Here is a 24,666-nt window from a genome sequence, read left to right on the forward strand (position 1 = left end):
TCCGCAGTATAGCCTTGCGTATGCGCGTCGCATTACCTGTCTTTACATCTTTTTGTGAGCGGATACAAAAAGCGTAGAATCGGCTGCATTGTTACCTTGACCGAGACAATGGACCGCTTCCTCGAAATGCAGGTGTTCAGCAATGTGGTCGACGCCGGCAGTTTCACGGGCGCCGCCGACGCGCTCGGCATGTCGAAGGCGGCCGTCTCGCGCCACGTGGCCGAGCTCGAGGAACGGCTCGGCGTGCGCCTGCTGCACCGGACCACGCGCAAGCTGTCGCCGACCACCGAGGGCGAAATCTTCCATGCGCGCTGCCGCGAACTGCTGGCCAACCTGCTCGAAGCCGAGGCAGAGATCACCGCGCGCAGCGGCGAAGCGGCCGGGCTGCTGAAAGTGAACGTACCGGTCAGCTTCGGCCTGATGCACCTGGCAGCGCTGTGGCCGGCTTTTCTCGCGCGCCACCCCAAGCTCCTGCTCGACATCACCCTGTCCGACCGCGTGGTCGACCTGGTCGAGGAGGGCTTCGATTGCGCCGTGCGCATCGGCCAGCTGCCGGCATCGACCCTGATCAGCCGTCGGCTCGCGTCCACGCGCCTGGTGCTGTGCGCCTCGCCCGGCTACCTGAAGCGGCGCGGCGAACCCGTGCAGCCTGCCGATCTGCCCGCGCACGAGGTGATTTCGTATAGCCTGTTCTCCAGCGGCGAGAACTGGAGTTTCACGGGACCGGAGGGCGAGGAGACGTCGGTCAAGGTGCTGCCGCGGGTACGCACCAACAGCGGCGATACCTGCCGCGCCGCCGCCCTGCAGGACCAGGGCCTGATCCTGCAGCCGAGCTTTATCGTCGGTCCCGACCTGGCGGCGGGCAGGCTGGTCGAAACCATGGCGGGCTACCGCTCGCGCGAGCTGGGCATCTACGTGGTCTATCCCTCGCGCCGCTTCGTGGCGCCGAAACTGCGCCTGCTGGTGGACTTCATGGTGGAGGCCTTCGCCAAGCCGCAGTGGGAGTGATTGTTGCTCGTGGTGAGACAGTGTTGTCCGAAAGGACGTATTTATCTCGCCTGCCGATCCAATTAAGATGAAGGCCATGTTACTCAACGAGGTAAAGACCATGACCACGCTCCCCGCCATCTTCGTCTCCCACGGCTCGCCCATGCTGGCCCTGCAAGACAGCCCCGCGCGCCGCTTCCTGGAAAGCCTGGGCCAAACGCTGCCGCGCCCGAAAGCCATCCTGGTGGTCTCGGCGCACTGGGAAACCATGCACGGCCCCGCGGTCAGCCTCGCCGCGCAACCCGACACCATCCACGATTTCGGCGGCTTTCCGCGCGCCCTGTTCGAGATGCGGTACCCGGCGCCCGGCGCCCCCGAAGCCGCCGAGCGCGCGGCCTCGCTGCTCGAGGCGGCCGGCATCCGCGTCGGCCGCAGCAGCACGCGTGGCCTCGACCACGGCGCCTGGGTGCCGCTGCGCCTGATGTATCCGGATGCGGATATCCCGGTCGCCCAGGTCTCGGTCGTGCGCGGCGCCAGCCCGGCCGAGCACGAGAAGATGGGCCGCGCACTGGCCGCGCTGCGCGCGGAAGGCGTGCTGGTCTTCGCGTCGGGTTCGCTCACCCACAACCTCTACGAATTCCGCGGCCAGGCGGTCGATGCGCCGGCGCCAGGCTGGGTCAGCGACTTCGCCGCCTGGATCAAGGAGCGGCTCGAGGCCGGCGACCGCGCCGCCTTGCTCGACTACCGTCAAGCCGCCCCTTTCGCTGCCGAGAATCACCCGACCGACGAGCACCTGCTGCCCCTGTTCGTCGCGCTCGGCGCCGGCGGGGAGGGCGCGCATGCGACCCGGCTGCATTCGAGTTTCGAACACGGCGTGCTCGCCATGGACGCCTACGCTTTCAACTGATCCACAACGACGTACTTAACCAAGAGGCTTCATCATGCATACCACGACCACCCAAGCCCTCGCCACCCACGACGACGGCGGCAAGCTGCTGTTGCGCGCCGTCCTCGCGATCCTGATCCTGTTCCACGGCGTCTCCAAGCTCATCGGCGGCATCGACCCGATCGTCGGCATGGTCACTAAGGCCGGGCTGCCCGCCGTCTTCGCCTATGGCGTCTATATCGGCGAAGTCGTCGCGCCGCTCTTGATCCTGGTCGGCGTATTCACCCGTGCGGCGGCCCTGGTCGTGGCGATCAACATGGTGGTGGCGCTGCTGCTGGCCCACACGAGCCAGTTCTTCACCATGGGCGCGACCGGCGGCTGGGCGCTCGAACTGCAGGGCATGTACCTGGGCGGCGCGCTGGCGGTGGCCCTGCTGGGCGCAGGCCGCTACAGCCTGGGCGGGATCCACGGGCGGTATAACTGAGGAAGCACCTGCACGGCGGGCGCGCACGGAGTATGATCATGTTCTCAACCAAACACAGGATCCGATGAACATGACGACGTCCAGCTATCCCGACACCCGCCTGCTGATCGCCAACGAATGGCAAGAGGCCAGCGGCGGCAAGACCATCCCCGTCGTGAACCCGGCCACCGGCCAGCCGATCGGCACCGTGGCCCACGCCTCGATCGCCGACCTGGACCGCGCGCTGGCCGCCGCCCAGCAAGGCTTCGAGACCTGGCGCGCCGTGCCCGCCTTCGAGCGCGCCGCCATCATGCGCCGCGCCGCCCAACTGCTGCGCGAACGCGCCGGCGACATCGCGCGCCTGCTGACGCAAGAGCAGGGCAAGCCGCTGGTCGAAGCCAAGGGCGAGACCCTGGCCGGCGCCGACATCATCGACTGGTTCGCCGCCGAAGGCATGCGCGTGTATGGCCGCATCGTCCCCTCGCGCAACCCGGCTGCCCAGCAGCTGGTGCTGAAGGAGCCGGTCGGCCCCGTCGCCGCCTTCACGCCCTGGAACTTCCCGATCAACCAGATCGTCCGTAAACTCGGCGCGGCGCTCGGCACCGGCTGCTCCTTCCTGTGCAAGGCGCCGGAAGAGACCCCGGCATCGCCGGCCGCGCTGCTGCAGTGTTTCGTCGACGCCGGTATCCCGCCAGGCGTCGTCGGCCTGGTGTTCGGCGACCCGGCCGAGATTTCGAGCTACCTGATCCCGCACCCGGTCATCCGCAAGGTCACCTTCACCGGCTCGACCCCGGTCGGCAAGCAGCTGGCCGCCCTGGCCGGCGCCCACATGAAGCGCGTGACGATGGAACTGGGCGGCCACGCGCCGGTGATCGTCGCCGAGGACGCCGACGTGGCGCTGGCCGTGAAAGCGGCCGGCGGCGCCAAGTTCCGCAACGCCGGCCAGGTCTGCATCTCGCCGACCCGCTTCCTGGTGCACAACGCGGTCAAGGAAGAATTCACCCGCGCCTTCGTCGCCCACGCCGAGCGCATCAAGCTGGGCAACGGCCTGGAAGAGGGCACGACCCTCGGTCCGCTGGCCAATGCGCGCCGCCTGACCGCCATGGCGAAAGTCGTGGAAGACGCGCAGGCCAAGGGCGCCACGCTCGCCTTCGGCGGCGCGCGCGTCGGCGACGCCGGCAACTTCTTCGCGCCGACCATCCTGGCCGACGTGCCATTGGAGGCGAGCGTGTTCAATGACGAGCCCTTCGGCCCGGTCGCCGCGATCCGCGGTTTCGACAGCCTGGACGACGCCATCAACGAGGCCAACCGCCTGCCTTACGGCCTGGCCGGGTATGCCTTCACGCGCTCGATCAAGAACGCGCACCAGCTGATGAACCGCGTCGAAGTCGGCATGCTCTGGATTAACCAGCCGGCCACGCCGAGCGCCGAGATGCCCTTCGGCGGCATCAAGGATTCGGGCTACGGCACCGAAGGCGGTCCGGAGGCGATGGAGGGCTACCTGAATACGAAGGCGGTGTCGATGGTCGGCGTGTAAGCCGTCCCGCTTGCGTAAAAAAGGCCGCCGGCTGACCCCGGCGGCCTTTTTGCATTTACGCAATAACGGTACACTGTCGGGATGATTTCGACCGACACTTCCTTCGACCTCGCCGCCGGCGCCCTTAACCTGCTCGACTGCGGCGTCATCGTCCTCGACGGCGAACACCGCATCGTCTTGTGGAACCGCTGGATGACGACGCGCTCCGGCCGTTCGTCGACGCGCGTGTGCGGGCAGTCGCTGTTCACGGTCTTCGCCGAGCTGCGCGGCTCGCGCGTGGAAGCGGCGGTGCTGGCGGCCCTGGTCGACGGCAACGCCAGGACCGTCTCGCAAGGCCTGGAGCGCGCGCCTTTCCCGCTGCGCGAGGCCGGCAGCTTCGACGGCGCCCGCATCGAGCAGGCGGTGACCGTCTCGCCGCTGCGCGAAGGTGGCGCGACGCTGTGCATGATCGAGATCCGCGACGTGAGCGGCACCATCGACCGCGAACGCCAGCTGCTCGAACACGCCGAGTCGCTGCGCGCCCGTTCCTACGTGGACGGCCTGACCGGCATCCACAACCGCCGCTACTTCGACATGACGCTCGACCGCGAACTGCGCCGCGCCCAGCGCAATGGCGGCCCGCTGTCGCTGCTCTTGATGGACATCGATTCCTTCAAGGCCTACAACGACCACTTCGGCCACCAGCAGGGCGACACCTGCCTGATCACCGTCGCGCAGGCGCTGGCCGCCATGCTCAAACGCCCGGCCGACGTGGCCGCGCGCTACGGCGGCGAGGAGTTCGCGGCCATCCTGCCCGACACCACGGCCGAGCAGGCAGCCGGCGTGGCCGAGGCGATCCGCCTCGACGTCGCCAAGCGCCGGCTCGCGCATGCGCCGGCGGCGCACAAGGACCACGTGACGCTCAGCATCGGCGTGGCCAGTTTCAGCAAGGATGGGCTGAACGAGCCGGCGCTGCTGATCGAAGCGGCGGACAAGGCGCTGTATGCCGCCAAGCGGGGAGGGCGCGACCGCGTCGTGATGGCGGGCACCGACCCCTCCCCATGAAACGCCTGCTCCCCTCGCTGGTGCTGCTGGCCGCGTGCGGGCATCCGCCGGCGCCGCCCCTGGCGAATCCCGGTACCGCGCCCAACGCTTACCAGCAGAGGAAGCATGTCGGGGAGGACGTGTATGCAGTCGATCCGCAGGCTTCGCTGCTGACCGTTGCGGTCCGGCGCGCAGGTCCCCTGGCGTGGCTCGGGCACGATCACGTAGTGGCCAGCCGCGCGCTGGAGGGCCATCGCTGCCCGACGCCAAAGGCAGCCGGCGAGCTCCCGAGACGCCAGGTAGCACCTTTGTTTGCGCTATCGACGCGATCGTGTTCGTTACGCTTTACCCCTTCTCACAGCTGCGCGGATTTGAGAGCCCCGGTTCGTGCCTTGCATACGCGAGAGCGGCAGGCAACAAGTCGTATCGATATGGGCCATACCGGTAGGAGCCGTCCCTGTACTCGATACCGTGCGCATCCATCTGCAGCCGCTCGGCCTGGGTAGGTGGGGCCCATTGCTTCCAGCAACGCGGCATGGGGTCCTCGTGCAAGCCCTGCCTGCCCTGGTCCAGCCGCGCATAGCGGAGCGCCTCGATGAGCCGATCATAGGTATAGTCCTGATAGTGATATGCCCTTCCGTCGAAGGATACGCCGCAAGCTGCTGCCTCAAGTGGCAATGTAGTCGAGTCGTCCATGATGTCGTCACAAGAGCGGGTGCGATTGGAAGATGTCCGATCGGCCGTCGGCACATCCATACCGGAACGGCGTCAATCTTTACGCCGGCTGGCTGACCCGTACGGGTGCGTGCTGACCGGACGGGCATCTGGAAAGACGTTCCTGAACTGACTGGTATCCTGCGCATGTGCGTCTATCCACGCATGCGCTCTGGCGACCTGGTCGAATTCCTCGAAGCAGTACATCACGCCATCGAGCATGACTTCATTTGCAAATTCCATGTTTTGTCCTCATCGGTGACGATGGTCTGAACGCGGTGGCGCGGTTCGCCTGTCCCGTGCCGCTTATCGGTCGGCGAAGGCCACCTCTTGCGTGATGACCCGCTGTATGACCGATTCCTCCACCCCGACGGACTCCAGAAAATGTCGGGCATAGGGGACGCCCCAGTCCTGGTTCAACACGCGCCCCAGGTTAACGAGCGCCCGCTCTTCGGCATTTTTGCGTGTTTCGATCTGAGCATTCATATCGTCCTTCATGAAGGAATATGCCAATGGCCGGAATCGAACGAGCCTATCCAGCTTGATCCCAAGCGTGGTGCATGGCCGCCCTCGTCTCGTCCCATGTCAGTGGCTTGCCTTCACGACGGCCGCGTTCCCATTCCGCCCGTATCTCCGGTTCCACGTCATCCCAGCTGCGGCCCCGGAAAGCGCGCCGGCGGCGCAGATTGTTCCCATAGCGGTAAACAGGGGCGACGTCGTCGTAATTCATGTGCGGATAGGTGCGTGCCAGATGAAGGCGATAGCCGGCCTCGCTTGTATCGTTTCCAAGCGTGCTTCTCTCCCACCCGTATTTCACGGCATCCATGAAGTTTTCCCAAGGCGTGAGCTCGCCGGGATGCTTGCGCTTCCATGCTGCTTTTCTCACGGCGGCGCCAAGGACCGGACCGGGATCGCGCCTGACTGTGACCTGTGCAGGGTGGCGCAGGTAAGGGAAGTAGCGCGTGTTCCAGTGACTTCGGAGGTAAGCGTCGTCATCGCTTTCCGGCCGCGTGCTTTCCCAACCGAGGTGCAGTGCCGGTTCGGACTGATCCCATTGCGCTCCTGCGCAATCGTGCGCCTCCCATAGCACCTTCAGGTCGCCGGTCGCGTCGTTCCACGAACGGTTGCGGAACCTTTCGCTCTCGTGGAGATGGCGCGCGAAGCGAAAAGCCCTGGCGGTGCCGTCCCAGGTGTCGTCGCTGCCGGTACGAACCAGACTGGGGACGAGCGATGCGGCGCGATCCCCTTCGGACTCGGAGTCTATGACCAGGGTCAGCAGGTAGCTGTCGGGCGATTGGGGCCTGTCGGCGGCGCTTGCCGCATTGCCGCGCGCGTGAAGCAGGAAGCGCGACAGGAACCGGACGGCCGATGTGCCCGAGTGCTCGCGCCACTTGATGCGCGCGGCGGGATACACGGCTGGTGTCGCGCCATGTACCGTCACCAGCCGGGCGTCGGCGCGTGCGTATCCCGAGCCGAGTAATCGATCCAGCGCCTGCTCGGCTTTGCCGCGCTCGTCGAACACCGCTTTCATTTGATGTCGCATAGGTCCTCCTGCTGCCATTGTTCGAGCATGCATGCCGTGCTTCGGGCATGACGCATGCGCGTGTGCGGGTACGGGTGCATCGTCGTGCATTGCCTGGGTACGGCCCGCATCGTGCGGACTGATCGTGGTCACCGGGGACAAAGCGTTCGTCATGCCGCGCAAGGGCGGCGACCAGGAGGGTAGGAGAGCGTCGCATGCGCAACACTGGATTGGAGTCTACGCCCATTGCCGGGGGAATGGGGGACATGCGCGGACTTTTTTTTGCAAGCGTGGGCACGGCAGGCGATCCATGGATGCACGCGCCGGGCGTCGCGCTTCGTGCTAGCATGGGATTGGGGATCCTCTTCAAGCCGGCGGTCCGGCGCGGGGAGTGTCCGACCGCTGACGGGACCGCGTGGGTTCCCGCATGTGAACGCCGCCTGGCCGGGCTACGTTTCAATCGACAAGGCATCGTTGCCTGTTCGGGCAATTGCCAACGCTGCGGCGTTGCCGCGGCAACCCGCATGGGTGGAGGCAGCGTGACAAACCAGGTTCTCATCATCTCCTCCCGACCGGACGATGTCCGCGCCCTGAAGCGGGCCCTCGGAAATGCGTCCGACGGCCCCTTCGTCGTCAGGGACTTGTCGACCCTGGCGCAGGCGCTGGAACGCATCCGGCACGGCGGGATCGACGCCATCCTGATGGACATGATGCTGCCCGACAGCGAGGGCTTGCCGTGCTTCGACCAGGTCCACGAGGCGGCGCGCCATACGCCGATCATGATGCTGTGCGGAGAGGAAGAGGAGCCCGCCGCGAGGGAGACTGTCCAGCGCGGCGCACAAGGCTGGTTATCGCGGGGATATTTCGACAATAGCCTGTTGCCGCAGTCTCTGCGCAACGTCATCGAGCGCATGAAAGTGGAACAGGGCGCTTACCTTGCCCTGGCGCGCGCCCAGATCACACTCGATTCGATCGGCGACGGCGTCATCTCGGTCGACATGCATGGACGTGTCGACTACCTGAATGTCGCGGCCGAGGAAATGACCGGATGGTCCGGTGCCGAGGCGGATGGAAGGCCGGTCGCGGAGGTGCTCGTCATCGTCGATGCCGCCAGCGGCGAGCCGGCTGTCAACCCGGTCGGCGCAGTGCTGGAAAGCGGCCACGACCAGGCGTTGGAGAGGGAAGTCGTCCTGGTCGGCCGTCATGGCGTACGCAAGGCGATCGACGATTCGGCCGCGCCGATTTTCGACTGGAACGACCGGATAGTGGGTGCCGTGATGGTGTTTCGGGACATTTCAGCTACTGTCGCGCTGACGTCGACGATGCGGCATCTGGCGCAGCACGACTTCCTCACCAAGCTGCCCAACCGTGTGCTTCTGAACGACCGGATTACCCAGGCCATCGCCATGGCCAGGCGCGGCGCGGCAGGCCCGGCACTGCTCTTTCTCGACCTGGACAAGTTCAAGCATATCAACGATTCACTTGGCCATGACGTCGGCGACCGGCTGCTCCAGGCGGTCGCCGCGCGCCTGCTCGACTGCGTGCGGCTCTCGGATACGGTCAGCCGCCATGGAGGCGACGAGTTCGTCATCCTGCTGGCCGACGAGCGGCGGCCGCACGCCGCCGCGCTGGCGGCCGAGAAGATCCTGATTGCCCTATCGACGCCCTTCCTGATCGAAGGGCAGCAATTGCATACCTCGACCAGCATCGGTATCAGTGTTTTTCCCGCAGACGGGGTGGATGCCGGCGCCTTGATCAGGAATGCCGATACCGCCATGTACCATGCCAAGGAGCGCGGGCGTAACAATTACCAGTTTTTTAGCCAGGATATGAATGCGCGCGCCGTTGAGCGGCAACTGATCGAAACGCATTTGCGCCTGGCGCTCGAGCGGCATGAGTTCACGCTGCACTACCAGCCCAAGCTGGACCTGGAAAGCTGCAGGATCACCGGCGTCGAGGCCCTGTTAAGGTGGAACCATCCTGAGTGGGGAATGACGCTGCCGGAACGTTTCATCCGCATCGCCGAAGAGTGTGGCCTGATCATTCCTATCGGACGATGGATATTGCGCGAGGCCTGCGCGCAATCGGTCCGGTGGCGCGACAGCGGATTGGCCCCTGTGTCGATCGCCATCAACGTATCGGCCCTGGAGTTTCGTCACCGCGACTTTTTCACCCATGCGACGGCTGTCTTCACGTCGAGCGGCGTCGCTCCCGCCTGCCTGCAGCTCGAATTGACCGAGAGCGTGCTCATGCGCGATGTCGCCGCCAGTGCCGAACTGCTGACGAAGTTCAAGGCGATCGGTGTGGAGATTGCCGTGGATGACTTTGGCACCGGTTATTCCAGCCTGAGCTACCTGAACCAGTTCCCGATCGACGTGCTCAAGATCGACCAGTCCTTCGTCAGGGCGATCGATGGGACCCTGGATGGCAACGGGGCGATCGTCAGCGCCGTGATCGGCATGGGCAGGAGCCTGAATCAGCGTGTGATCGCCGAAGGCATCGAGAATGCGACCCAGCTCGACTTCCTCAGACTGCACGGGTGCAGCGAAGGGCAGGGCTACTTCTTCAGCAAACCCGTCGACGCCACCCGGATGCGGGAGATGCTGCTGGGCTAGGCACTATCCGGCATGGGATAAGTTGCATTGCACCACGCCGGAAAAATAAACACGGCAAATCGTCCCGTGCGCACGGAAACAGGCGCATAGTGGGTTCGTTCGCAGGATCCCCGATCCCGCATCTCCCGCAGCGAGCGCTGCATCTCCCATCGATGCGCCAGGCCTTGCCGGTTCCGGTCACATCCGGCCGCGATACCTCACGTCTCGACACCCGAAAGGATTCACCATGTTTCCCTATTCTCCCGCCACCAATCCGGCGGTCCGGTCCCACCTTGATTCACAGTTTGCCTACTTTAACGATCTGAACCAGGCCCTGGCAGGGTCTTTCCAGGCGGTCTGCGACGCCAACCTGAAGCTGGGCCATACCATGATCGAAGAGACCATGAGCGCCGGGCAGCGGATGCTGTCCAGCGAGCGCGCCGTCGACGCCATGGGTGCGGCCGCGGCCCACGCCCAGCCGGCCACCGACAAGCTGCGTGCCTACCAGCAGCATCTTTCCCGACTGGCCGCCGAGGTGCAGGTCGAACTGGCGCGCGTCAACCAGCAGCATGGTCCGGAAACGGCGCGCACCGCGCACGCCCTGGCGGACGAGGTGACACGGGTTGCCAGCGAAGAAACGGCGCGCAGCGTGCAGCAACAGGAAGACGTCCTGAAGACATTCCGCGACCCATTCCAGCCAGGCGAGGTGCAACGTGGCGGCGAACAAGGTGCTGAACGTACGGCCACCAACGCCGAGCGCGCGGCCGCGAGCACGGGCTCGCGCATGCAGTTCGATGGTCTGGCCGAGAATGGCTCGGTGCAGGGCCATGTGCAGGGACCATCAGTGCAGGCAGCAGGCAGCAAGCCCCTGCGCAAGCCTGGCTGAGCAGCTCAGCCAAATGGCAGCCATCGGCATCATGTCCAGCTTTAACTTGGACGTGCAGCGCTTTACGGGCGCGGATGGAAGCAAGAGCTACCGGTTCAGGGCGGGCGGCACGGCGCCGGCCACGCCTGCTCGCGCTCATCCAGGCGAGCGGATGAAATCGATGAACGCGCGCAGCGGCGACGGCACCAGGCGCCGGCCGGGATAGTAGAGGTAAGGTCCGGAAAAGCGTGGCCACCAATCTTCCAGTACCGGCAGCAGTGCGCCGCTGTCGATGTGGGGACGCAGCCAATCCTCGAACAGGTAGACCAGGCCGCTGCCGCCCAGGGCGGCATCGACCAGCAGGTCGGCGGTGATGCCGATGCGGACGATGAGCGGTCCACGCGGCTTGATGGCAAGCTTTTCGCCGCCGCGCTCGAAGTCCCACTGCAGCACCGGGCCACCGGCGAAGCGCCCCGCCAGGCAGGCGTGCTGCAGCAGCTCGCTCGGATGCGCAGGGTGGCCGTGGCGCTCCAGGTAAGCCGGCGCCGCGGCGAGCGCCATGCGCTGCAGGCGCGGACCGATCGGTACGGCGACCATGTCCTGTTCCAGGCTTTCCTCGTAGCGGATGCCGGCGTCGCAGCCGGCCGCCAGCACGTCGACGAAACGGTCTTCGGCCGTCACTTCCAGCGTGATGTCAGGATGGGCTTCCAGGAAGCGTGGCACGATCGCCGGCAGCACCAGGCGCGAGGCGGCCAGCGGCACGTTCAGGCGCAGGGTACCGCTGGGACGGCTGTGGGCATCGTGGACGGCGTCGAGCGCGGCCTGCACCTCGTCGAGCGCCGGCTCCATGCGCGCGAGCAGTGCGTGCCCGGCCTCGGTCGGGACAACGCTGCGCGTGGTGCGGTTCAGCAGGCGCAGTCCCAGGCGTTCTTCGAGACGGCGCATGGCCTCGCTGATGCCGGAGGCGCTCAGGCCAGTGGCGCGCGCGGCGTCGCGAAAGCCGCCGGCGCGGGCCACGGCGAGGAATAGCCTCAAGTCGTTTAAATCAGCGTCCATCTATATTGTGCGTTTTTCCGGACAACCCGTTCGGCGGTGCCAGGATTGTCGCATGAAAGCGCACAGCGTATCGTGTCCTCATACCAACCCAACGAGGACACCACCATGCACACCACCCAGGACTGCGGCACCTTCCAGCTCGGCGACCGCCGCGTCAAGCGCATCGGCTATGGCGCCATGCAGCTCGCCGGCCCTGGCGTATTTGGCCCGCCGCGCGATCCCGGCGCCGCACGCGCCGTGCTGCGCGCGGCGCTGGAAGCAGGCGTCGACCATATCGACACCTCGGACTTCTATGGTCCCTACGTCACGAACCGGCTGATCCGCGAGGCGCTGCACCCGTATCCGTCGGACCTGACGATCGTCACCAAGATCGGCGCCCGGCGCGACGGGCAGGGTGCCTGGCTGCCGGCCTTCTCGCGCCCCGAGCTGATCGAGGCGGTCCACAGCAACCTGCGCAACCTGGGACTGGACGTGCTCGACGTCGTCAACCTGCGCAGCATGTTCGACGTGCATGGACCGGCCGAGGGCTCGCTCGAGGAACCGTTGACGGTGCTGGCCGGGCTGCGCGAACAGGGCCTCGTCCGCCACATTGGCCTGAGTAACGTGACGCCGGCGCAGATCAGCGATGCACAGAAAATCGTGCCGATCGTGTGCGTGCAGAACCAGTACAACCTGGTGCACCGCGACGACGACGCCCTGGTCGACCAGCTGGCCCGGCAAGGCATCGCCTACGTGCCCTTCTTCCCGCTGGGCGGCTTCACGCCGCTGCAGTCGGACGCGCTGGCGACGGTGGCCGCGCGGCTGGTATCGACGCCGGAGCAGGTCGCGCTGGCCTGGCTGTTGCAGCGCTCGCCGAACTTCCTCTTGATTCCGGGTACCTCGTCGGTGAAGCACCTGCATGAGAATCTTGGGGCGGGGCGATTGGTCTTGCCGGACGAGGCGCTGGCGGTGCTGGATCGTATCGGTACGCAGGCATGAAAAAAGCGTGGCCATTGAGGCCACGCTTTTTTCTTCTCGGCGGTGCCGAGGCTACGCTCCGGTCAGCGCACGTAGTCGATCACGGTGCATATTCGATTTCGGTCCATAGCCGATTACGGCACGTATTTCCACGCACCCTTTTCGATCTTGACCATCACCTGCGAACGCTGGTCCAGGCCCTGGTGGTTGGTCGGGCTCATGTTGAAGATGCCGTGCGCGGCCGGGATGTTCTTGAGGCCTTCGAGCGAGTCGCGCAGGGCGGCGCGGAATTCCTTGGTGCCCGGCTTGGCCTTCGGCAGCGCGGTCTTGGCGGCTTCCGCCAGCAGGATCGATGCATCCCAGGCGTGGCCGCCGAAAGTCGAGACGCTGTCCTTGCCGAAGGAGGCCGTGTACTTGGTGGTGTAGGCCAGGGCGGATTTCTTGACCGGGTTCGCATCCGGCAGCTGGTTCGCCACCAGCATCGGACCGACCGGGACGAAGGTGCCTTCGCAGTCGGCGCCGCAGACGCGCAGGAAGTCGCTGTTGGCGACGCCGTGGGTCTGGTAGATCTTGCCCTTGTAGCCGCGCTCGCGCAGCGCTTTTTGCGGCAGCGCGGCCGGGGTGCCGGAGCCTGCGATCAGGATCGCGTCCGGATTGGCCGCCATCAGTTTCAGGACCTGGCCGGTGACCGAGGTGTCGGTGCGGGCGAAGCGCTCGTTGGCGGCGATCTTGATTTTACGGGCCGGCATGTACTTCGCCACCTCGCCGTACCAGCCTTCGCCATAGGCATCCGAGAAGCCGATGAAGCCCATGGTCTTGACGCCGTTGTTCGACATGTGGGTGGCAATCGCATTGGCCATCTGGCCGTCGTGCTGGGTGGTCTTGAAGACCCAGCGCCGCTTGGCGTCCATCGGCTCGACGATGCGCGAGGCGCCGGCGATGCTGATCAGCGGCGTCTCGGTTTCGGCCGCCACTTCCAGCATGGCCAGCGAGGTCGGGGTGATCGAGGAGCCGATCAGCACGTCGACCTTGTCTTCGGAGATCAGCTTGCGCGCATTCTTGACGGCCTGGGTCGCATCCGACGCGTCGTCCAGCACGATGTACTGCACTTTCTGGCCGGCGATCTCGGTCGGCAGCAGGCCGAAGGTGTTCTTCTCCGGGATGCCCAGCGATGCGGCCGGGCCGGTGGTCGAGATCGAGACGCCGACCTTGATCTGGGCGTGCGCGCTGAAGGAAGCGCCGAGGGCGGCGAGGGCGAGGATGCTGTGGCCGATGATGGTGAGGCGGGGAATGCGGGTCATGCCTGTCTCCTGATTATCGTGAAAAAGTCGCCGCGGCGAGGCGGCGCGTCATAGTATAGGCCGAGAGGAAGGAAAAAATGTCGGTTCCTCAACAGTTTTAGAATATCATTTATCCACGGTGGCTTAAACAAAAGCGCTTACAGGCCTATAAACACATTCGACAAGGAGGGCCACACGGGCGGACGCGATGGCGGCCGGGCGAAGAGACACGCCAGGCCATTCGCACCATCGGCAAGCCCCAGGCAGCGGTATGGATTTAACGATTTTCGCCATCCTCACCCAGGACGGCATTGCCAGCGGAGCCGTGTACGTGCTCCTTGCCCTGGCACTGGTACTGGTGTTCTCGATCACGCGCGTGATCTTCATTCCCCTCGGCGAATTCCTCGCCTTCGGCGCCCTGACCATGGCGGCGCTGCAAAGCGGGAAGGTGCCGCAGAGCGCAGCCTTGCTGCTGGTGCTCGGCGTGGCCACCTTCCTGCGCGACGCCTGGACCACATTGCGCGCCGCCGCCGGACAGGTCGACCGCGGCCGCATGCTGGCAACCAGCTTCGCCAAGTTCGTGCTCTTCCCCCTCGTCGTGTTCTTCGTCGCCCGCTCCGCCGAAGGCGCGACGTGGCCGATGATCGCGCAGCTGCTGCTCACCTTCGGCATCGTCGCGCCGATGGGCCCGATGGTCTACCGCCTGGCCTTTCAGCCGCTGGCCGAAAGCACGGTGCTGGTGCTCTTGATCGTGTCGGTGGCGGTGCACATGGTCCTGCTGGGCATCGGTCTGTACATCTTCGGCGCGGAAGGCTCGCGCACCACGGCCTTCAGCGACGCGGCGATCAACGTCGGCACGCTGACCATCTCGGGCCAGAGCATCGTCGTGATCGTCACCGCCTTGCTGCTGATCGGCGCGCTCTACCTGTATTTCGACCGCACGCTTTCGGGCAAGGCCCTGCGCGCGACCGCCGTCAACCGCCGCGGCGCGCGTCTGGTCGGCATCGGCACCACACAGGCCGGCCGCCTGGCCTTCCTGCTGGCCTCGACCATCGGCACCCTGTGCGGCGTGCTGATCGCGCCCATCACCACCATCTATTACGACAGCGGCTTCCTGATGGGCCTGAAGGGCTTTGTCGGCGCCATCATCGGCGGCCTGGCCAGCTATCCGCTGGCGGCCGGCGGCGCGCTGCTGGTCGGGCTGCTGGAAGCCTATTCCTCGTTCTATGCGAGTGCCCTGAAGGAGGTCATCGTCTTCACCCTGATTATTCCGGTGCTCGTGTGGCGCTCGATTGCCCATCCCCAGGTCGAAGAGGAGGAGGCATGATGATGCGTAAAATCGGACCCCTGACCATCCTGGCACTCGCCGCGCTCGTCTTCGGCCTGCTGCCGCTGCCCGCCTACTGGGTCACGCTGGCCAACTACATCGGCCTGTACGCCATCGTCGCCCTCGGCCTGGTGCTGCTGACCGGCGTCGGCGGCCTGACGTCCTTCGGCCAGGCCGCATTCGTCGGCCTCGGCGCCTACGCCACGGCCTATCTCTCTACCACCCACGGGCTCTCGCCCTGGCTCGGTCTGGTCGTCGGCCTGGCCGTCACGGCGGCGTCGGCGCTGTTCATCGGCGCCATCATGCTGCGCCTGTCGGGCCACTACCTGCCGCTCGGGACCATCGCCTGGGGCCTGTCGCTGTACTACCTGTTCGGGAACATGGAGTTCCTCGGGAAGTACGACGGCCTGGCCGGCATTCCGGCCTTGAGCCTGTTCGGCCTCGATCTCGGGTCCGGCAACAGCATGTTCTTCCTGATCTGGGCGATCCTGCTGGTCTCCATCGCCTTGCTGCGCAACCTGCTCAACTCGCGCTCCGGCCGCGCGATCCGGGCGCTGAAGGGCGGCGGCCTGATGGCGGAAGCCATGGGCGTGAACACGGCGGCCATGAAGATCCGCATCTTCGTGATCGCCGCCTTGCTGGCCTGCGTCTCGGGTTGGCTGTATGCGCACCTGCAGCGCGCCGTAAATCCGTCGCCGTTCGGCCTGAACTCGGGCATCGAATACCTGTTCATGGCCGTGATCGGCGGCGCCGGCTACCTGTGGGGCGCGATCCTCGGCGCCTTCGTGCTGACCGTGCTGAAGGACCAGCTGCAAAGCATCCTGCCCGGTCTCCTCGGCTCGAACGGCAACTTCGAGATCATCGTCTTCGGCATCCTGATGGTGATCCTGCTGCAGTACGCAAGGAACGGCATCTGGCCCTTCATCGCGCGCTGGCTGCCCCAGCGTCCCGAAGCGGTGGCGCCGGATGCGGCCGACAGCCTGCCTCGCCGCGCCATGCCTGAACCTGGCCAGCCGCTGCTGGAGATCGACAAGGCGCGCAAGCAGTTCGGCGGGCTGGTGGCCGTCAACGACATGGAGTTCACCGTGAACAGCGGCGACATCGTCGGCCTGATCGGCCCGAACGGCGCCGGCAAGTCGACCATGTTCAACCTCGTCACGGGCGTGCTGCCGGTGACCTCGGGCGAAATCCGCTTCCGCAGCGGCGGCGCGCTGCAGCGCATCGATTCGCTGCCTTCGCGCGAGATCGTCAAGCTCGGCATCGGCCGGACCTTCCAGCACGTGCACCTGCTGCCCGAGATGACGGTGCTGGAGAACGTGGCGATCGGCGCCCACCTGCGCGCGAAGCACGGCGTGGTGACGAGCGCGCTCTCGCTGGACCGCGGCGAAGAGAGCGCATTGCTGTTCGAAGCGCGCCGCCAGCTGGAACGCGTGGGCCTCGGCAGCATGTTGTACGAGCAGGCCGGCAACCTGGCCCTGGGCCAGCAGCGCATCCTCGAGATTGCGCGTGCGCTGTGCTGCGATCCGGCCCTGCTGCTGCTGGACGAACCGGCGGCCGGCCTGCGCTACAAGGAAAAGGAAGCGCTTGCGAGCCTGCTGAAGAAGCTGAAGGGCGAGGGCATGAGCATCCTGCTGGTCGAGCACGATATGGACTTCGTCATGAACCTGACCGACCGCCTGGTGGTCATGGAATTCGGCACCAAGATCGCACAGGGCGTGCCGAGCGAGGTGCAACAGGATCCGGCCGTGCTGGAAGCCTACCTGGGAGGCATTGAATAATGAGCGCGCCAATTCTGGAAGTGAAGGACCTGCACGTCGCCTACGGCAAGGTCGAGGCCCTGCACGGGCTGAACGTGAAAGTGGAGGCGGGGCAGATCGTGACCGTCATCGGCCCGAACGGCGCCGGCAAGTCGACCATGCTGAACGCGATCGCCGGCGCACTGGTGGCGAATGCCTCGGCGCGCGGCGCGGTGCTGCTGCGCGGCGTCGACGTGAGCCGCTATCCTGTCGAAGGCCGCGTTGGCCACGGCATGAGCCTGGTGCCTGAGAGCCGCGACCTGTTCACGACCATGAGTGTCGAGGACAACCTGCTGCTGGGCAGCTACACGCGCTACAAGCGGCGCGAGAAGGATTATGCGGCGACGCTGGAATCCGTCTATGAACTGTTCCCGCGCCTGCGCGAGCGGCGCACGCAGGCGGCCGGCACCATGTCGGGCGGCGAGCGCCAGATGGTGGCGCTCGGCCGCGCGCTGATGGCCAAGCCGACGCTGTTGATGCTGGACGAGCCGAGCCTGGGCCTGGCGCCGCTGATCGTCAAGGAGATCTTCCGCGTCATCGTGCGCCTGAAGGAAACCGGCGTCGGCATCCTGCTGGTCGAGCAGAACGCGCGCGCCGCGCTGCAGGCGGCCGACTACGGCTACGTGCTCGAAACAGGCGACGTGGTCATGGAAGGTCCGGCGGCGCAACTGGCGAACGATCCGAAGGTGATCGATACCTACCTGGGCCTGAACAAGAAATCCGCCTGAGGAGTTTCGCATGTACGACATCACCTGCATCGGCGTGGTCGGCACCGGCACCATCGGCGCCAGCTGGGCCGCGTATTACCTGGCGCGCGGCTTCGACGTCTCGGCCACCGACCCGATGCCGGGCGCGGAAGCGAAACTGCGCGAGGCGGTGCGTGCGCACTGGTCCATCCTCACGCAGATGGGACTGGCCGACGGCGCCTCGCCGGAGCGTTTGCGCTTTTCCGGCTCGCTGAAAGAGGCCCTGCAAGGCGTCCACTTCGTGCAGGAGAGCGGTCCGGAACGTGAGGACCTGAAGCTGGCGCTGTTTCGCGACATGGACGCGCTGCTGCCTTCGCACGTCATCCTGGCATCGAGTTCGTCCGGCCTCCTGATGAGCAAGGTGCAGGACGCCTGCGCCCATCCCGAGCGCGTCGTGCTGGGACACCCCTTCAATCCGCCGCACATGATCCCGCTGGTCGAAGTGCTGGGCGGCGCCTTGACCTCGCCCGAGACGGTCGAGCGCACCATGGCCTTCTACGCCGCCATCGGCAAGCGCCCGATCCACGTGCGCAAGGAAGTGCCCGGCCACATCGCCAACCGCCTGCAGGCCGCGCTCTGGCGCGAAGCCTTTCACCTGGTGGAGCAGGGCGTGGCGACGGTGGCCGACGTCGATACCGCCATCGCCTATGGCCCCGGCCTGCGCTGGGCGCTGATGGGGCCCTTCCTGAACATGCACCTGGGCGGCGGCGAGGGCGGCATCCGCCACATGCTCGACCACCTGGGCGGGCCGATCGAGAGCTGGTGGGACGATCTCGGCACGCCGCGCATTACCGAGGAACTCAAGCAGCAGCTCGCCGCCGGTGTGGCGGACGCGCTGGAAGGACGCGACGGCGCCGCGCTGGCGCCCGCGCGCGATGCCTTGCTGGCTGGGCTGATCGAGGCCAAGAAGGGGACGGACAAGCTGCCGTAGCCTGGGCACCCCGTGCCCAAGGGGGGAGCACTCAAGCCTCCAGCAGCTGGCGCGCCAGCAGTGCCGCGTGCGGCGTCAGCGCCGCAAAGTCGCGCGCGCACAGGTGCAGGCGGCGCATGGCCCAGGCTTCATCCAGCGGCAGGATCGCCAGGTCGCGCCGAATCGTGCCGGCCAAAGCGTTCGACAGGATCGCAATCCCGATCCCGGCCTCGACGTACATCGCCGCGGGAGAAGCCAGGGTCAGGTCTGTCATCTCGACACGGGCTCTTCTTTAATCTCGTCCTGATGTCAGGCCTGGCACCTGTCTGCTCATCGGCAAACAGGAGTCAATCAGATACTGCTGTGAGCCAAATGAATAAGCGGATAAGGCCGTCCCTGTCCATCCAGCGGCGAGCGGCCGGTCCGCTTGAAGCCCATCTTTTCGTAAAAGCCAATCGCCTGCCCGTTCTGCTCATTGACATCCGTTGTCATCGCGGGATGGAGCGCCAGGCCGTGACGGACCAGCGCTGCACCAATACCCAGCCCTCTGCAGGCAGGGTCGACGAACAGGGCCTCCATGTGGCCGTCATCAATCAGCATGAAGGCCTGAGGATAATCGTCAGCATCCACTGCCAGCCAGAGCACGGCTTTCGGGAGGAAGTCGCAGACCAACCTCTCGATGGCTTGCCGGTCCTCTGGATCCAGGAAATGATGTGTCGCATCGACCGCGCGGCGCCAGATGTCGACAGCGCGTTCGCCCTCGTCGGGTCGAGAAAGCCGGATAGTAGTCATTGTTTAGTCGCAAGTGTGCAAAAAGATCGGCGGCATTCTAGCATCGGAGACGCCGCTCGAACGAGGTCTTCGCCCTCCAGCGGCTGGCGCGCCAACAATGCCGCGTGCGCCGTCAGCGCAGCGGAGTCGCGCGTGCATCTGCGGTGCGCTTCGGGTCGTCAACGGACGCTACACTAGGTCTGCATTCGGCCAACAGCGGTCATCCTTAGTCGCGGACAACTAGATGTTGCTTTTCAACTCCTAGATGGCACGACGTGATGCAGATCGTCCGACAAAGATTGTGCGTGCTGCACCGCGAGGAGCGGCGCCCGGGTGCGCGAAAGGACTCCCATGATGTCAGGCAATAGGCGGAACCAGTCTACCGACGCGGAAACGCATGGCGCCGAGCGCGGACTCGACCGCTTCGAGGGATTCAGCGACGCGGTGTTCGCAATCGCGCTCACCCTGCTGATCGTCGAGATCAAGGTCCCCGGATCTCCCGAGGGCACGCATGGCTACAGCGACCTGGTAAGCGCCATGGCGGAGCAGTGGCGCGAATTTCTCGCGCTCGTTATCTGCTATGTGGTGATCGGCGCATACTGGCTGCAGCACCATTATTCGGGTCGCATTTATGCAAAGACCGATCACTGGTTCGGCACGCTCAACCTCCTGTTCCTGCTGGCAATCGTCGTCATTCCTTATCCGGTCCGCATCTGGTGCTTCCACCTCGGCACGGGCTTCGAGCCCGACGCGTCGGTGACCCTGGTTGCCGGTCTTGCGCTGACTGCCTGCACCTGGATGGCGAAGTGGTTCTATGCAATGCCGGGCTGCCGGCTGATGGACGAACGGCTCGCGCCCGATTTCCTCCAGCAGATGACGCGCCGCTACGGCGCTGCGACGCTGGTCCAGATCGTTGCGGTGCCCGTTGCGATCGTGGCGCCGCGCATCGGCGTTGCCATTGCATTACTGTGCATCGCCTTCTTCCTGCTGTCGCAACCCACGCCGCGCTACAAACCCAGGGAGGAGCCGGACGAGGCCGAGAAATCGAACAAGTAGCTATTGCGCGGCCAGAAACAGCCATACAAACTCAATCCCCCCGATCCTCCAGCAACTGGCGCGCCAGAAGAGCCGCATGCGGCGTCAGCGCCCCGAAGTCGCGCGCGCACAGGTGCAGGCGGCGCACGGCCCAGGCTTCATCCAGCGGCAGGATCGCCAGGTCGCGCCGGATCGTGCCGGCCAGCGCGTTCGACAGGATCGCAATCCCGATCCCGGCCTCGACGTACATCGCCACGTGTTCCGTGTTGCGCAGCTTGACGCGGTAGTCGAGCTGGCGGCCGAGACGCGCCGCGCGCTCCGCCAGGTGCGTCTCCAGCGCGGTATCGGCCATGCCGACCATGGGCTCGGCCAGCAGCTCGTCGAAGCCGACCCGCGCCAGGCCAGCCAGGCGGTGCCCGTGCGGGACGACGACGACCAGTTTGTCGTTGGCGATCGGATGGGCCTGCAGCATGGCGAGGTCCGTGATGTCGGCGACGATGCCCAGGTCGGCGCGCCGGTCCACCAGCGCCTGAACGATCTCCACGCTGGGCCGCTCTTCGAGGTCGATCGAGAGGTCGCGCTGCGCGGCCAGGAAGCGGCATAGCTGCGGCGGCAGGAAGCCGGCCATGGCGGCCGTGTTCGACAGCAGGCGGATCCGGCCTTTCAGGCCGCTCGCGTAGGTGCGCAGTTCGCCGCGCATCTGCTCCACCTGGCCGAGGATGCCTCTTGCATGGCGCGCCAGCGCTTCGCCGGCGGCGGTCGGACGCACCCCGCGCCGGTTACGCTCGAGCAGCGGCGCGCCGAGGGCCGTTTCCATGCCGGCGATGCGCTCGCTGACGGAGGCCAGCGCCAGGTGAACGGTCCGGGCGGCCCCGGTCAGGCTGCCGCATTCGACAACGGTGAGGAAGAGACGCAGGTCGGTCAGGTCGAAGCGCATGATGACGGGTGGTTTCGGAAACGACGAAGTCTAGCACCGGAATTGCCAGATTGTGCAGGGTGAAAGCGCCGACTACCATCAAGGGCATGGAAACGATTCTCCTCACATTTGCGGCGGGCGGCACGGCGGGCGCGATGAACGCGCTGGCAGGCGGCGGCTCCTTCGTCAGCCTGCCGGCGCTGATCGCGGCCGGCGTGCCTCCGGTTCAGGCGAACACCTCGAGCACGGTCGCGCTCTTTCCCGGCGGCCTGGCCAGCGCCTGGGCCTACCGCGACGGCCTCGGTCCGATCGGCAGCGTGCCGCTGCGCGCGCTGCTGGTCGCGACCCTGTGCGGCGGCCTCCTCGGCGCGCTGCTCCTGCTGCGGACCTCGTCGGCGGCCTTCAGCGTCGTGCTGCCCTGGCTGCTGCTGGCGGCATCGCTCGCGCTGGCCTTCGGACGGCGCATCGGCGCGGCCCTGCGTGCGCGCTGGCGTATCCACGGGCATGCGGTGCTGGCGATCCAGTTCGCGCTCGGCATTTACGGCGGCTATTTCGGCGGCGCGGTGGGGATCATGATGCTGGCGATCTGGGGCCTGCTCGACCAGCGCGAGCTGCAGCAGCTGAACGCGCCGCGCACGCTGCTGGTGAGCGCCGCCAACCTGGTCGCGGTGCTGGCCTTTATTGTCGCCGATGCGGTACATTGGCCGGTGACGCTGGCGATGCTGGCCGGCGCCCTGCTGGGCGGCTACGGCGGCGCCCATCTCGGCCGCCGTGCGCCGCCCGCCATCGTGCGCAGGATCACGCTGCTGGCCACATTCTGCATCACCCTGGTGTTCTTTGTGAAAACGTACGCCCCGGCGCTGCTGCAGCGCTGAAGGAGGAGGACAGGCATGTTCGACGCTTTGCTCGCAACGATAGGAACGCTTGGCGCCCTGGCCAGCATCGTGGCCGGACTGCGTGCGCACGCGGCCGGCACGACGGACGAGGACACCGCACCGGAGGAGGCGCCAGCAGCTATCTGTCCCGCGCGCAGCCGCCGCCACGGACGCGCGCGCGCTTCCCGCGCTCAGTGCGCCAGCAGGACCGGCAAGGGACTGCGCTCGAGCAGGTAGCGGGTGACGCCGCCCAGCACCAGTTCGCGGTAGCGGCTGTGGCCGAAGGCGCCGGCGACGATCAGGCCGGCGCCGGCATCGTGCGCCAGGTCGGCCAGCGCCTGGCCGGGCGCGCCCTGCGTGTTCTCGGCCACCACCTCGACCGGCACGCCATGGCGCGCGAGATACAGCGCCATGTCGGCGCCGGGCTCGTCGCCATGCAGGCCCGATTCGCGGTCGGCGTTGATCAGGGCCAGCTGCACGCTCTGCGAGCGCGCCAGCAGCGGCAACGCCGCCTGGATCGCGCGGATCGCCTGCAGACTGCCATCCCAGCCAACCACGATGCGCTCGGCGATCGGCTTGCCCGAAAAGGACGGCGGCACCGCCAGCACCGGACGCGCGCCGTGCATCGCCACGTACTGCGGCAGGCCGCGCACGCTGTCGCGCGCGCCGGTGTCGAGGCTGGTCACGACCAGGTCGGCGTAGCGCGACTGCAGCAGGAGGGAACGGCGGTGCTCGTCTTCGGCCATGCGTTCCTCGATCGATTCGACGCCGAGCCGGCGCGCGTTTTCCGCGAAATGCCGCAGGCTCTTGCGCGCTTCGACGCACATCGCGTCGAACTCGTCGACCGGCGCGACCGCCATCGAACCGACCAGCAGGGCGTAGGAGGACCAGGAAGTGCCGGTGGCCGCGGCGCCGACCAGGTGGGCGCCATGCAGGCCGGCCAGCTGCGCAGCGGCGCGCAGGCGCGAATCCATGGCGGCGCTGTCGTCGACATGCACCACGATTGTCTTGTACATGCTGGCTCCTTTCGCGATGAAGAAGGGGGACTCCGTAGCTTCGACTCTACGCCAAGCACCGGGCCTCGTCACGCGCCTGTGCGCGAAAAAATGGCATGCGGCAGCAGCCGCTGATTCGTGGAAAATCCGGTCTGTCGATAGTATTTACACTTGGTTCTTGCCTGCGGCGTCGACGCCCCGTAGCGCCTCTCCGGCACGTTTTATGCTGATCGGGTAGCACACCCATTTTGGAGGATCAGTCATGAAACGTCTTGCTCTTTGTGTGACGAGTTCGCTGCTCTTGCTCTGCGCCGGCGCGGCAAATGCTGGGCTCATCCGCTACTCGACGTCCCTGAACGGTGCGATCGAGGGCACCCCGAACGACTCGCCGGCGACCGGGCGGGCCAATGTCGTGATCGACGACGTGGCAGGGACAATGACGGTGAACGCCACCTTCGCCGGCCTGACGGCGCCGACCACGGCCTCGCACATCCATTGCTGCACGGCGGTACCGCGCGAGGGCACGGTGGGCGTGGCCACCTCGCTGCCGACCTTCCCGGCCTTCCCGTTGGGCGTCACTTCGGGCAGCTACACCGAAACCTTCGATCTGCTGAACCTGGCCACCTACAACCCGACCTTCGTCACCAACAACGGCGGTACCGTGGAAAGCGCGCAGTCGGCCTTCCTGGCCGGCCTCGCTTCGGGACGCGCTTACCTGAACATCCATACGCAGGCTTTCCCGGCCGGCGAGATCCGCGGCTTCCTGGCCGAGGTGCCCGAACCCGCCAGCCTGGCCCTGTTCGGACTGGGGGCGGCCGGCATGGCCGCGCTGCGCCGGCGCCGCGTATAGATTCATGAGCCGCGTTCATAAGGTCTAGTCATCCGGGCGGTCTTATCGCGGCGGGGGCGGCACGCTAGAGTAGGGTTTTGAAAGGAACCCGCATGCAACGTGTCCTCCTGTCCGCGCTGGCGCTCTGCGCCACCGGCGCCGCCTGTGCGCAGGCGCCCGCCGACCTCGTCATCACCCGCAACGGCGCGCAAGCATCGAGCCGCGGTCCCGCCGCCAACTTCACCGGAATGGTGCGGGTCGACCCCTTGTACGGGCCGCAGGCGCCGTCGCGCGGCAGCGCGTCGTATGTCACCTTCGAACCGGGCGCGCGCTCGGCTTGGCACAGCCATCCCCTCGGGCAGACCCTGATCGTCACCGCCGGCGTCGGCCGCGTGCAGCGCTGGGGCGGCAGAATCGAGGAGATCCGGCCCGGCGACGTGGTCTGGACCCCGCCCGGCGTCAAGCACTGGCATGGCGCGGCCCCAAACACGGCCATGACCCACATCGCCAGCCAGGAAGCCGAGAACGGCAAGGTCGTCGAGTGGATGGAGAAGGTCAGCGACGAACAGTACGGAAAATAGG

General features: G+C 66.3%; 25 protein-coding genes. 16 read left to right on the forward strand and 9 right to left on the reverse strand.

Translation table 11 applies throughout. From position 1 onward, the window contains the following. The first annotated feature begins 108 nt into the window (after nucleotides 1-108). The 5 genes from ACFPQ5_RS08780 to ACFPQ5_RS08800 all read left to right on the forward strand — a co-directional run bounded on the left by ACFPQ5_RS08780 (nucleotide 109) and on the right by ACFPQ5_RS08800 (nucleotide 4,917). Nucleotides 109-1,008, forward strand: coding sequence for a LysR family transcriptional regulator (locus ACFPQ5_RS08780; protein WP_379760046.1), 900 nt, complete (start codon nucleotides 109-111; stop codon nucleotides 1,006-1,008). A gap of 100 nt (nucleotides 1,009-1,108) precedes the next feature. After that, entirely contained in the window at nucleotides 1,109-1,894 is a 786-nt protein-coding gene (locus ACFPQ5_RS08785; protein WP_379753690.1) for a dioxygenase family protein, read from the forward strand. Between the two features lie 34 nt (nucleotides 1,895-1,928). After that, the gene (locus tag ACFPQ5_RS08790) at nucleotides 1,929-2,357 is read left to right on the forward strand and encodes a DoxX family protein (RefSeq protein WP_379753693.1); all 429 of its coding nucleotides are present in this window, start codon (nucleotides 1,929-1,931) and stop codon (nucleotides 2,355-2,357) included. 70 nt (nucleotides 2,358-2,427) lie between these two features. After that, nucleotides 2,428-3,873 (forward strand): NAD-dependent succinate-semialdehyde dehydrogenase, encoded by a 1,446-nt coding sequence (locus ACFPQ5_RS08795; RefSeq protein WP_379753696.1) that lies wholly within the window; start codon nucleotides 2,428-2,430, stop codon nucleotides 3,871-3,873. A gap of 81 nt (nucleotides 3,874-3,954) precedes the next feature. Then, the gene (locus ACFPQ5_RS08800; protein WP_379753699.1) at nucleotides 3,955-4,917 is read left to right on the forward strand and encodes a diguanylate cyclase domain-containing protein; all 963 of its coding nucleotides are present in this window, start codon (nucleotides 3,955-3,957) and stop codon (nucleotides 4,915-4,917) included. 747 nt (nucleotides 4,918-5,664) lie between these two features. On the opposite strand, the gene ACFPQ5_RS08805 is transcribed toward ACFPQ5_RS08800, so the two are convergent. The 3 genes from ACFPQ5_RS08805 to ACFPQ5_RS08815 form a co-directional block, all read right to left on the reverse strand. Then, on the reverse strand, nucleotides 5,665-5,853 hold the full coding sequence (locus ACFPQ5_RS08805) for a hypothetical protein (protein WP_379753703.1): 189 nt from the start codon (nucleotides 5,851-5,853) through the stop codon (nucleotides 5,665-5,667). Between the two features lie 63 nt (nucleotides 5,854-5,916). Beyond that, entirely contained in the window at nucleotides 5,917-6,096 is a 180-nt protein-coding gene (locus ACFPQ5_RS08810) for a hypothetical protein (RefSeq protein ID WP_379753706.1), read from the reverse strand. A gap of 46 nt (nucleotides 6,097-6,142) precedes the next feature. Next, nucleotides 6,143-7,153, reverse strand: a complete 1,011-nt coding sequence (locus tag ACFPQ5_RS08815) for a hypothetical protein (protein ID WP_379753709.1) — start codon at nucleotides 7,151-7,153, stop codon at nucleotides 6,143-6,145. Nucleotides 7,154-7,347: 194 nt separating this feature from the next. Here ACFPQ5_RS08815 and ACFPQ5_RS08820 point away from each other — a divergent pair, with 194 nt between their 5' ends. Together ACFPQ5_RS08820 and phaP are read left to right on the forward strand one after the other, a co-directional pair. Continuing rightward, nucleotides 7,348-9,747, forward strand: coding sequence for a putative bifunctional diguanylate cyclase/phosphodiesterase (locus ACFPQ5_RS08820; protein ID WP_379753712.1), 2,400 nt, complete (start codon nucleotides 7,348-7,350; stop codon nucleotides 9,745-9,747). Between the two features lie 226 nt (nucleotides 9,748-9,973). After that, nucleotides 9,974-10,612 (forward strand): TIGR01841 family phasin, encoded by a 639-nt coding sequence (phaP, locus tag ACFPQ5_RS08825; RefSeq protein WP_379753715.1) that lies wholly within the window; start codon nucleotides 9,974-9,976, stop codon nucleotides 10,610-10,612. A 135-nt stretch (nucleotides 10,613-10,747) separates the two neighbouring features. Here phaP and ACFPQ5_RS08830 read toward each other — a convergent pair whose 3' ends face one another. Further along, complete coding sequence (locus ACFPQ5_RS08830) at nucleotides 10,748-11,647, reverse strand: LysR family transcriptional regulator (protein WP_379753718.1); 900 nt, start codon at nucleotides 11,645-11,647, stop codon at nucleotides 10,748-10,750. A gap of 105 nt (nucleotides 11,648-11,752) precedes the next feature. On the opposite strand from ACFPQ5_RS08830, the gene ACFPQ5_RS08835 reads away from it, so the two are divergent. After that, complete coding sequence (locus ACFPQ5_RS08835) at nucleotides 11,753-12,625, forward strand: aldo/keto reductase family oxidoreductase (RefSeq protein WP_379753721.1); 873 nt, start codon at nucleotides 11,753-11,755, stop codon at nucleotides 12,623-12,625. A gap of 113 nt (nucleotides 12,626-12,738) precedes the next feature. Here the strand turns inward: ACFPQ5_RS08835 and ACFPQ5_RS08840 are convergent, their stop codons facing one another. Further along, on the reverse strand, nucleotides 12,739-13,905 hold the full coding sequence (locus ACFPQ5_RS08840) for an ABC transporter substrate-binding protein (protein WP_379753724.1): 1,167 nt from the start codon (nucleotides 13,903-13,905) through the stop codon (nucleotides 12,739-12,741). Between the two features lie 250 nt (nucleotides 13,906-14,155). Here ACFPQ5_RS08840 and ACFPQ5_RS08845 point away from each other — a divergent pair, with 250 nt between their 5' ends. The 4 genes from ACFPQ5_RS08845 to ACFPQ5_RS08860 are packed head-to-tail and all read left to right on the forward strand — an operon-like array spanning nucleotide 14,156 to nucleotide 18,684. Next, nucleotides 14,156-15,211, forward strand: a complete 1,056-nt coding sequence (locus ACFPQ5_RS08845; protein ID WP_379753727.1) for a branched-chain amino acid ABC transporter permease — start codon at nucleotides 14,156-14,158, stop codon at nucleotides 15,209-15,211. Continuing rightward, the gene (locus ACFPQ5_RS08850; protein ID WP_379760049.1) at nucleotides 15,211-16,989 is read left to right on the forward strand and encodes a branched-chain amino acid ABC transporter ATP-binding protein/permease; all 1,779 of its coding nucleotides are present in this window, start codon (nucleotides 15,211-15,213) and stop codon (nucleotides 16,987-16,989) included. The genes ACFPQ5_RS08845 and ACFPQ5_RS08850 overlap by 1 nt, the downstream gene beginning before the upstream one ends. Then, a complete protein-coding gene (locus ACFPQ5_RS08855; protein WP_379753730.1) occupies nucleotides 16,989-17,735 on the forward strand; it encodes an ABC transporter ATP-binding protein in 747 nt (248 codons plus the stop codon). The genes ACFPQ5_RS08850 and ACFPQ5_RS08855 overlap by 1 nt, the downstream gene beginning before the upstream one ends. A 10-nt stretch (nucleotides 17,736-17,745) precedes the next feature. Beyond that, nucleotides 17,746-18,684: a 3-hydroxyacyl-CoA dehydrogenase NAD-binding domain-containing protein gene (locus ACFPQ5_RS08860; protein ID WP_379753733.1), complete on the forward strand. Its 939-nt coding sequence runs from the start codon at nucleotides 17,746-17,748 to the stop codon at nucleotides 18,682-18,684. A gap of 31 nt (nucleotides 18,685-18,715) precedes the next feature. Here ACFPQ5_RS08860 and ACFPQ5_RS08865 read toward each other — a convergent pair whose 3' ends face one another. Together ACFPQ5_RS08865 and ACFPQ5_RS08870 are read right to left on the reverse strand one after the other, a co-directional pair. Continuing rightward, nucleotides 18,716-18,937, reverse strand: a complete 222-nt coding sequence (locus ACFPQ5_RS08865; RefSeq protein WP_379753735.1) for a type 2 periplasmic-binding domain-containing protein — start codon at nucleotides 18,935-18,937, stop codon at nucleotides 18,716-18,718. Nucleotides 18,938-19,014: 77 nt separating this feature from the next. Continuing rightward, nucleotides 19,015-19,455 carry an acetyltransferase gene (locus ACFPQ5_RS08870; protein WP_379753738.1) on the reverse strand — a complete coding sequence of 147 codons (441 nt, stop codon included), beginning with the start codon at nucleotides 19,453-19,455 and terminating at the stop codon, nucleotides 19,015-19,017. Between the two features lie 330 nt (nucleotides 19,456-19,785). On the opposite strand from ACFPQ5_RS08870, the gene ACFPQ5_RS08875 reads away from it, so the two are divergent. Continuing rightward, nucleotides 19,786-20,490, forward strand: coding sequence for a TMEM175 family protein (locus tag ACFPQ5_RS08875; RefSeq protein WP_379753741.1), 705 nt, complete (start codon nucleotides 19,786-19,788; stop codon nucleotides 20,488-20,490). Between the two features lie 31 nt (nucleotides 20,491-20,521). On the opposite strand, the gene ACFPQ5_RS08880 is transcribed toward ACFPQ5_RS08875, so the two are convergent. Then, nucleotides 20,522-21,406, reverse strand: coding sequence for a LysR family transcriptional regulator (locus ACFPQ5_RS08880; protein WP_379753744.1), 885 nt, complete (start codon nucleotides 21,404-21,406; stop codon nucleotides 20,522-20,524). A gap of 86 nt (nucleotides 21,407-21,492) precedes the next feature. On the opposite strand from ACFPQ5_RS08880, the gene ACFPQ5_RS08885 reads away from it, so the two are divergent. After that, complete coding sequence (locus ACFPQ5_RS08885; protein WP_379760051.1) at nucleotides 21,493-22,260, forward strand: sulfite exporter TauE/SafE family protein; 768 nt, start codon at nucleotides 21,493-21,495, stop codon at nucleotides 22,258-22,260. 191 nt (nucleotides 22,261-22,451) lie between these two features. Here the strand turns inward: ACFPQ5_RS08885 and ACFPQ5_RS08890 are convergent, their stop codons facing one another. Beyond that, nucleotides 22,452-23,276, reverse strand: a complete 825-nt coding sequence (locus ACFPQ5_RS08890) for a universal stress protein (protein WP_379753747.1) — start codon at nucleotides 23,274-23,276, stop codon at nucleotides 22,452-22,454. A gap of 241 nt (nucleotides 23,277-23,517) precedes the next feature. Here ACFPQ5_RS08890 and ACFPQ5_RS08895 point away from each other — a divergent pair, with 241 nt between their 5' ends. Together ACFPQ5_RS08895 and ACFPQ5_RS08900 are read left to right on the forward strand one after the other, a co-directional pair. After that, nucleotides 23,518-24,105 carry a CHRD domain-containing protein gene (locus ACFPQ5_RS08895; protein ID WP_379753750.1) on the forward strand — a complete coding sequence of 196 codons (588 nt, stop codon included), beginning with the start codon at nucleotides 23,518-23,520 and terminating at the stop codon, nucleotides 24,103-24,105. A gap of 92 nt (nucleotides 24,106-24,197) precedes the next feature. Next, nucleotides 24,198-24,665, forward strand: coding sequence for a (R)-mandelonitrile lyase (locus tag ACFPQ5_RS08900; RefSeq protein ID WP_379753753.1), 468 nt, complete (start codon nucleotides 24,198-24,200; stop codon nucleotides 24,663-24,665). The last annotated feature ends 1 nt before the right edge of the window (nucleotide 24,666 follow it).

This window comes from Massilia suwonensis (assembly GCF_042655665.1).
GTDB classification, from domain to species: Bacteria; Pseudomonadota; Gammaproteobacteria; order Burkholderiales; family Burkholderiaceae_D; genus Telluria; species Telluria suwonensis.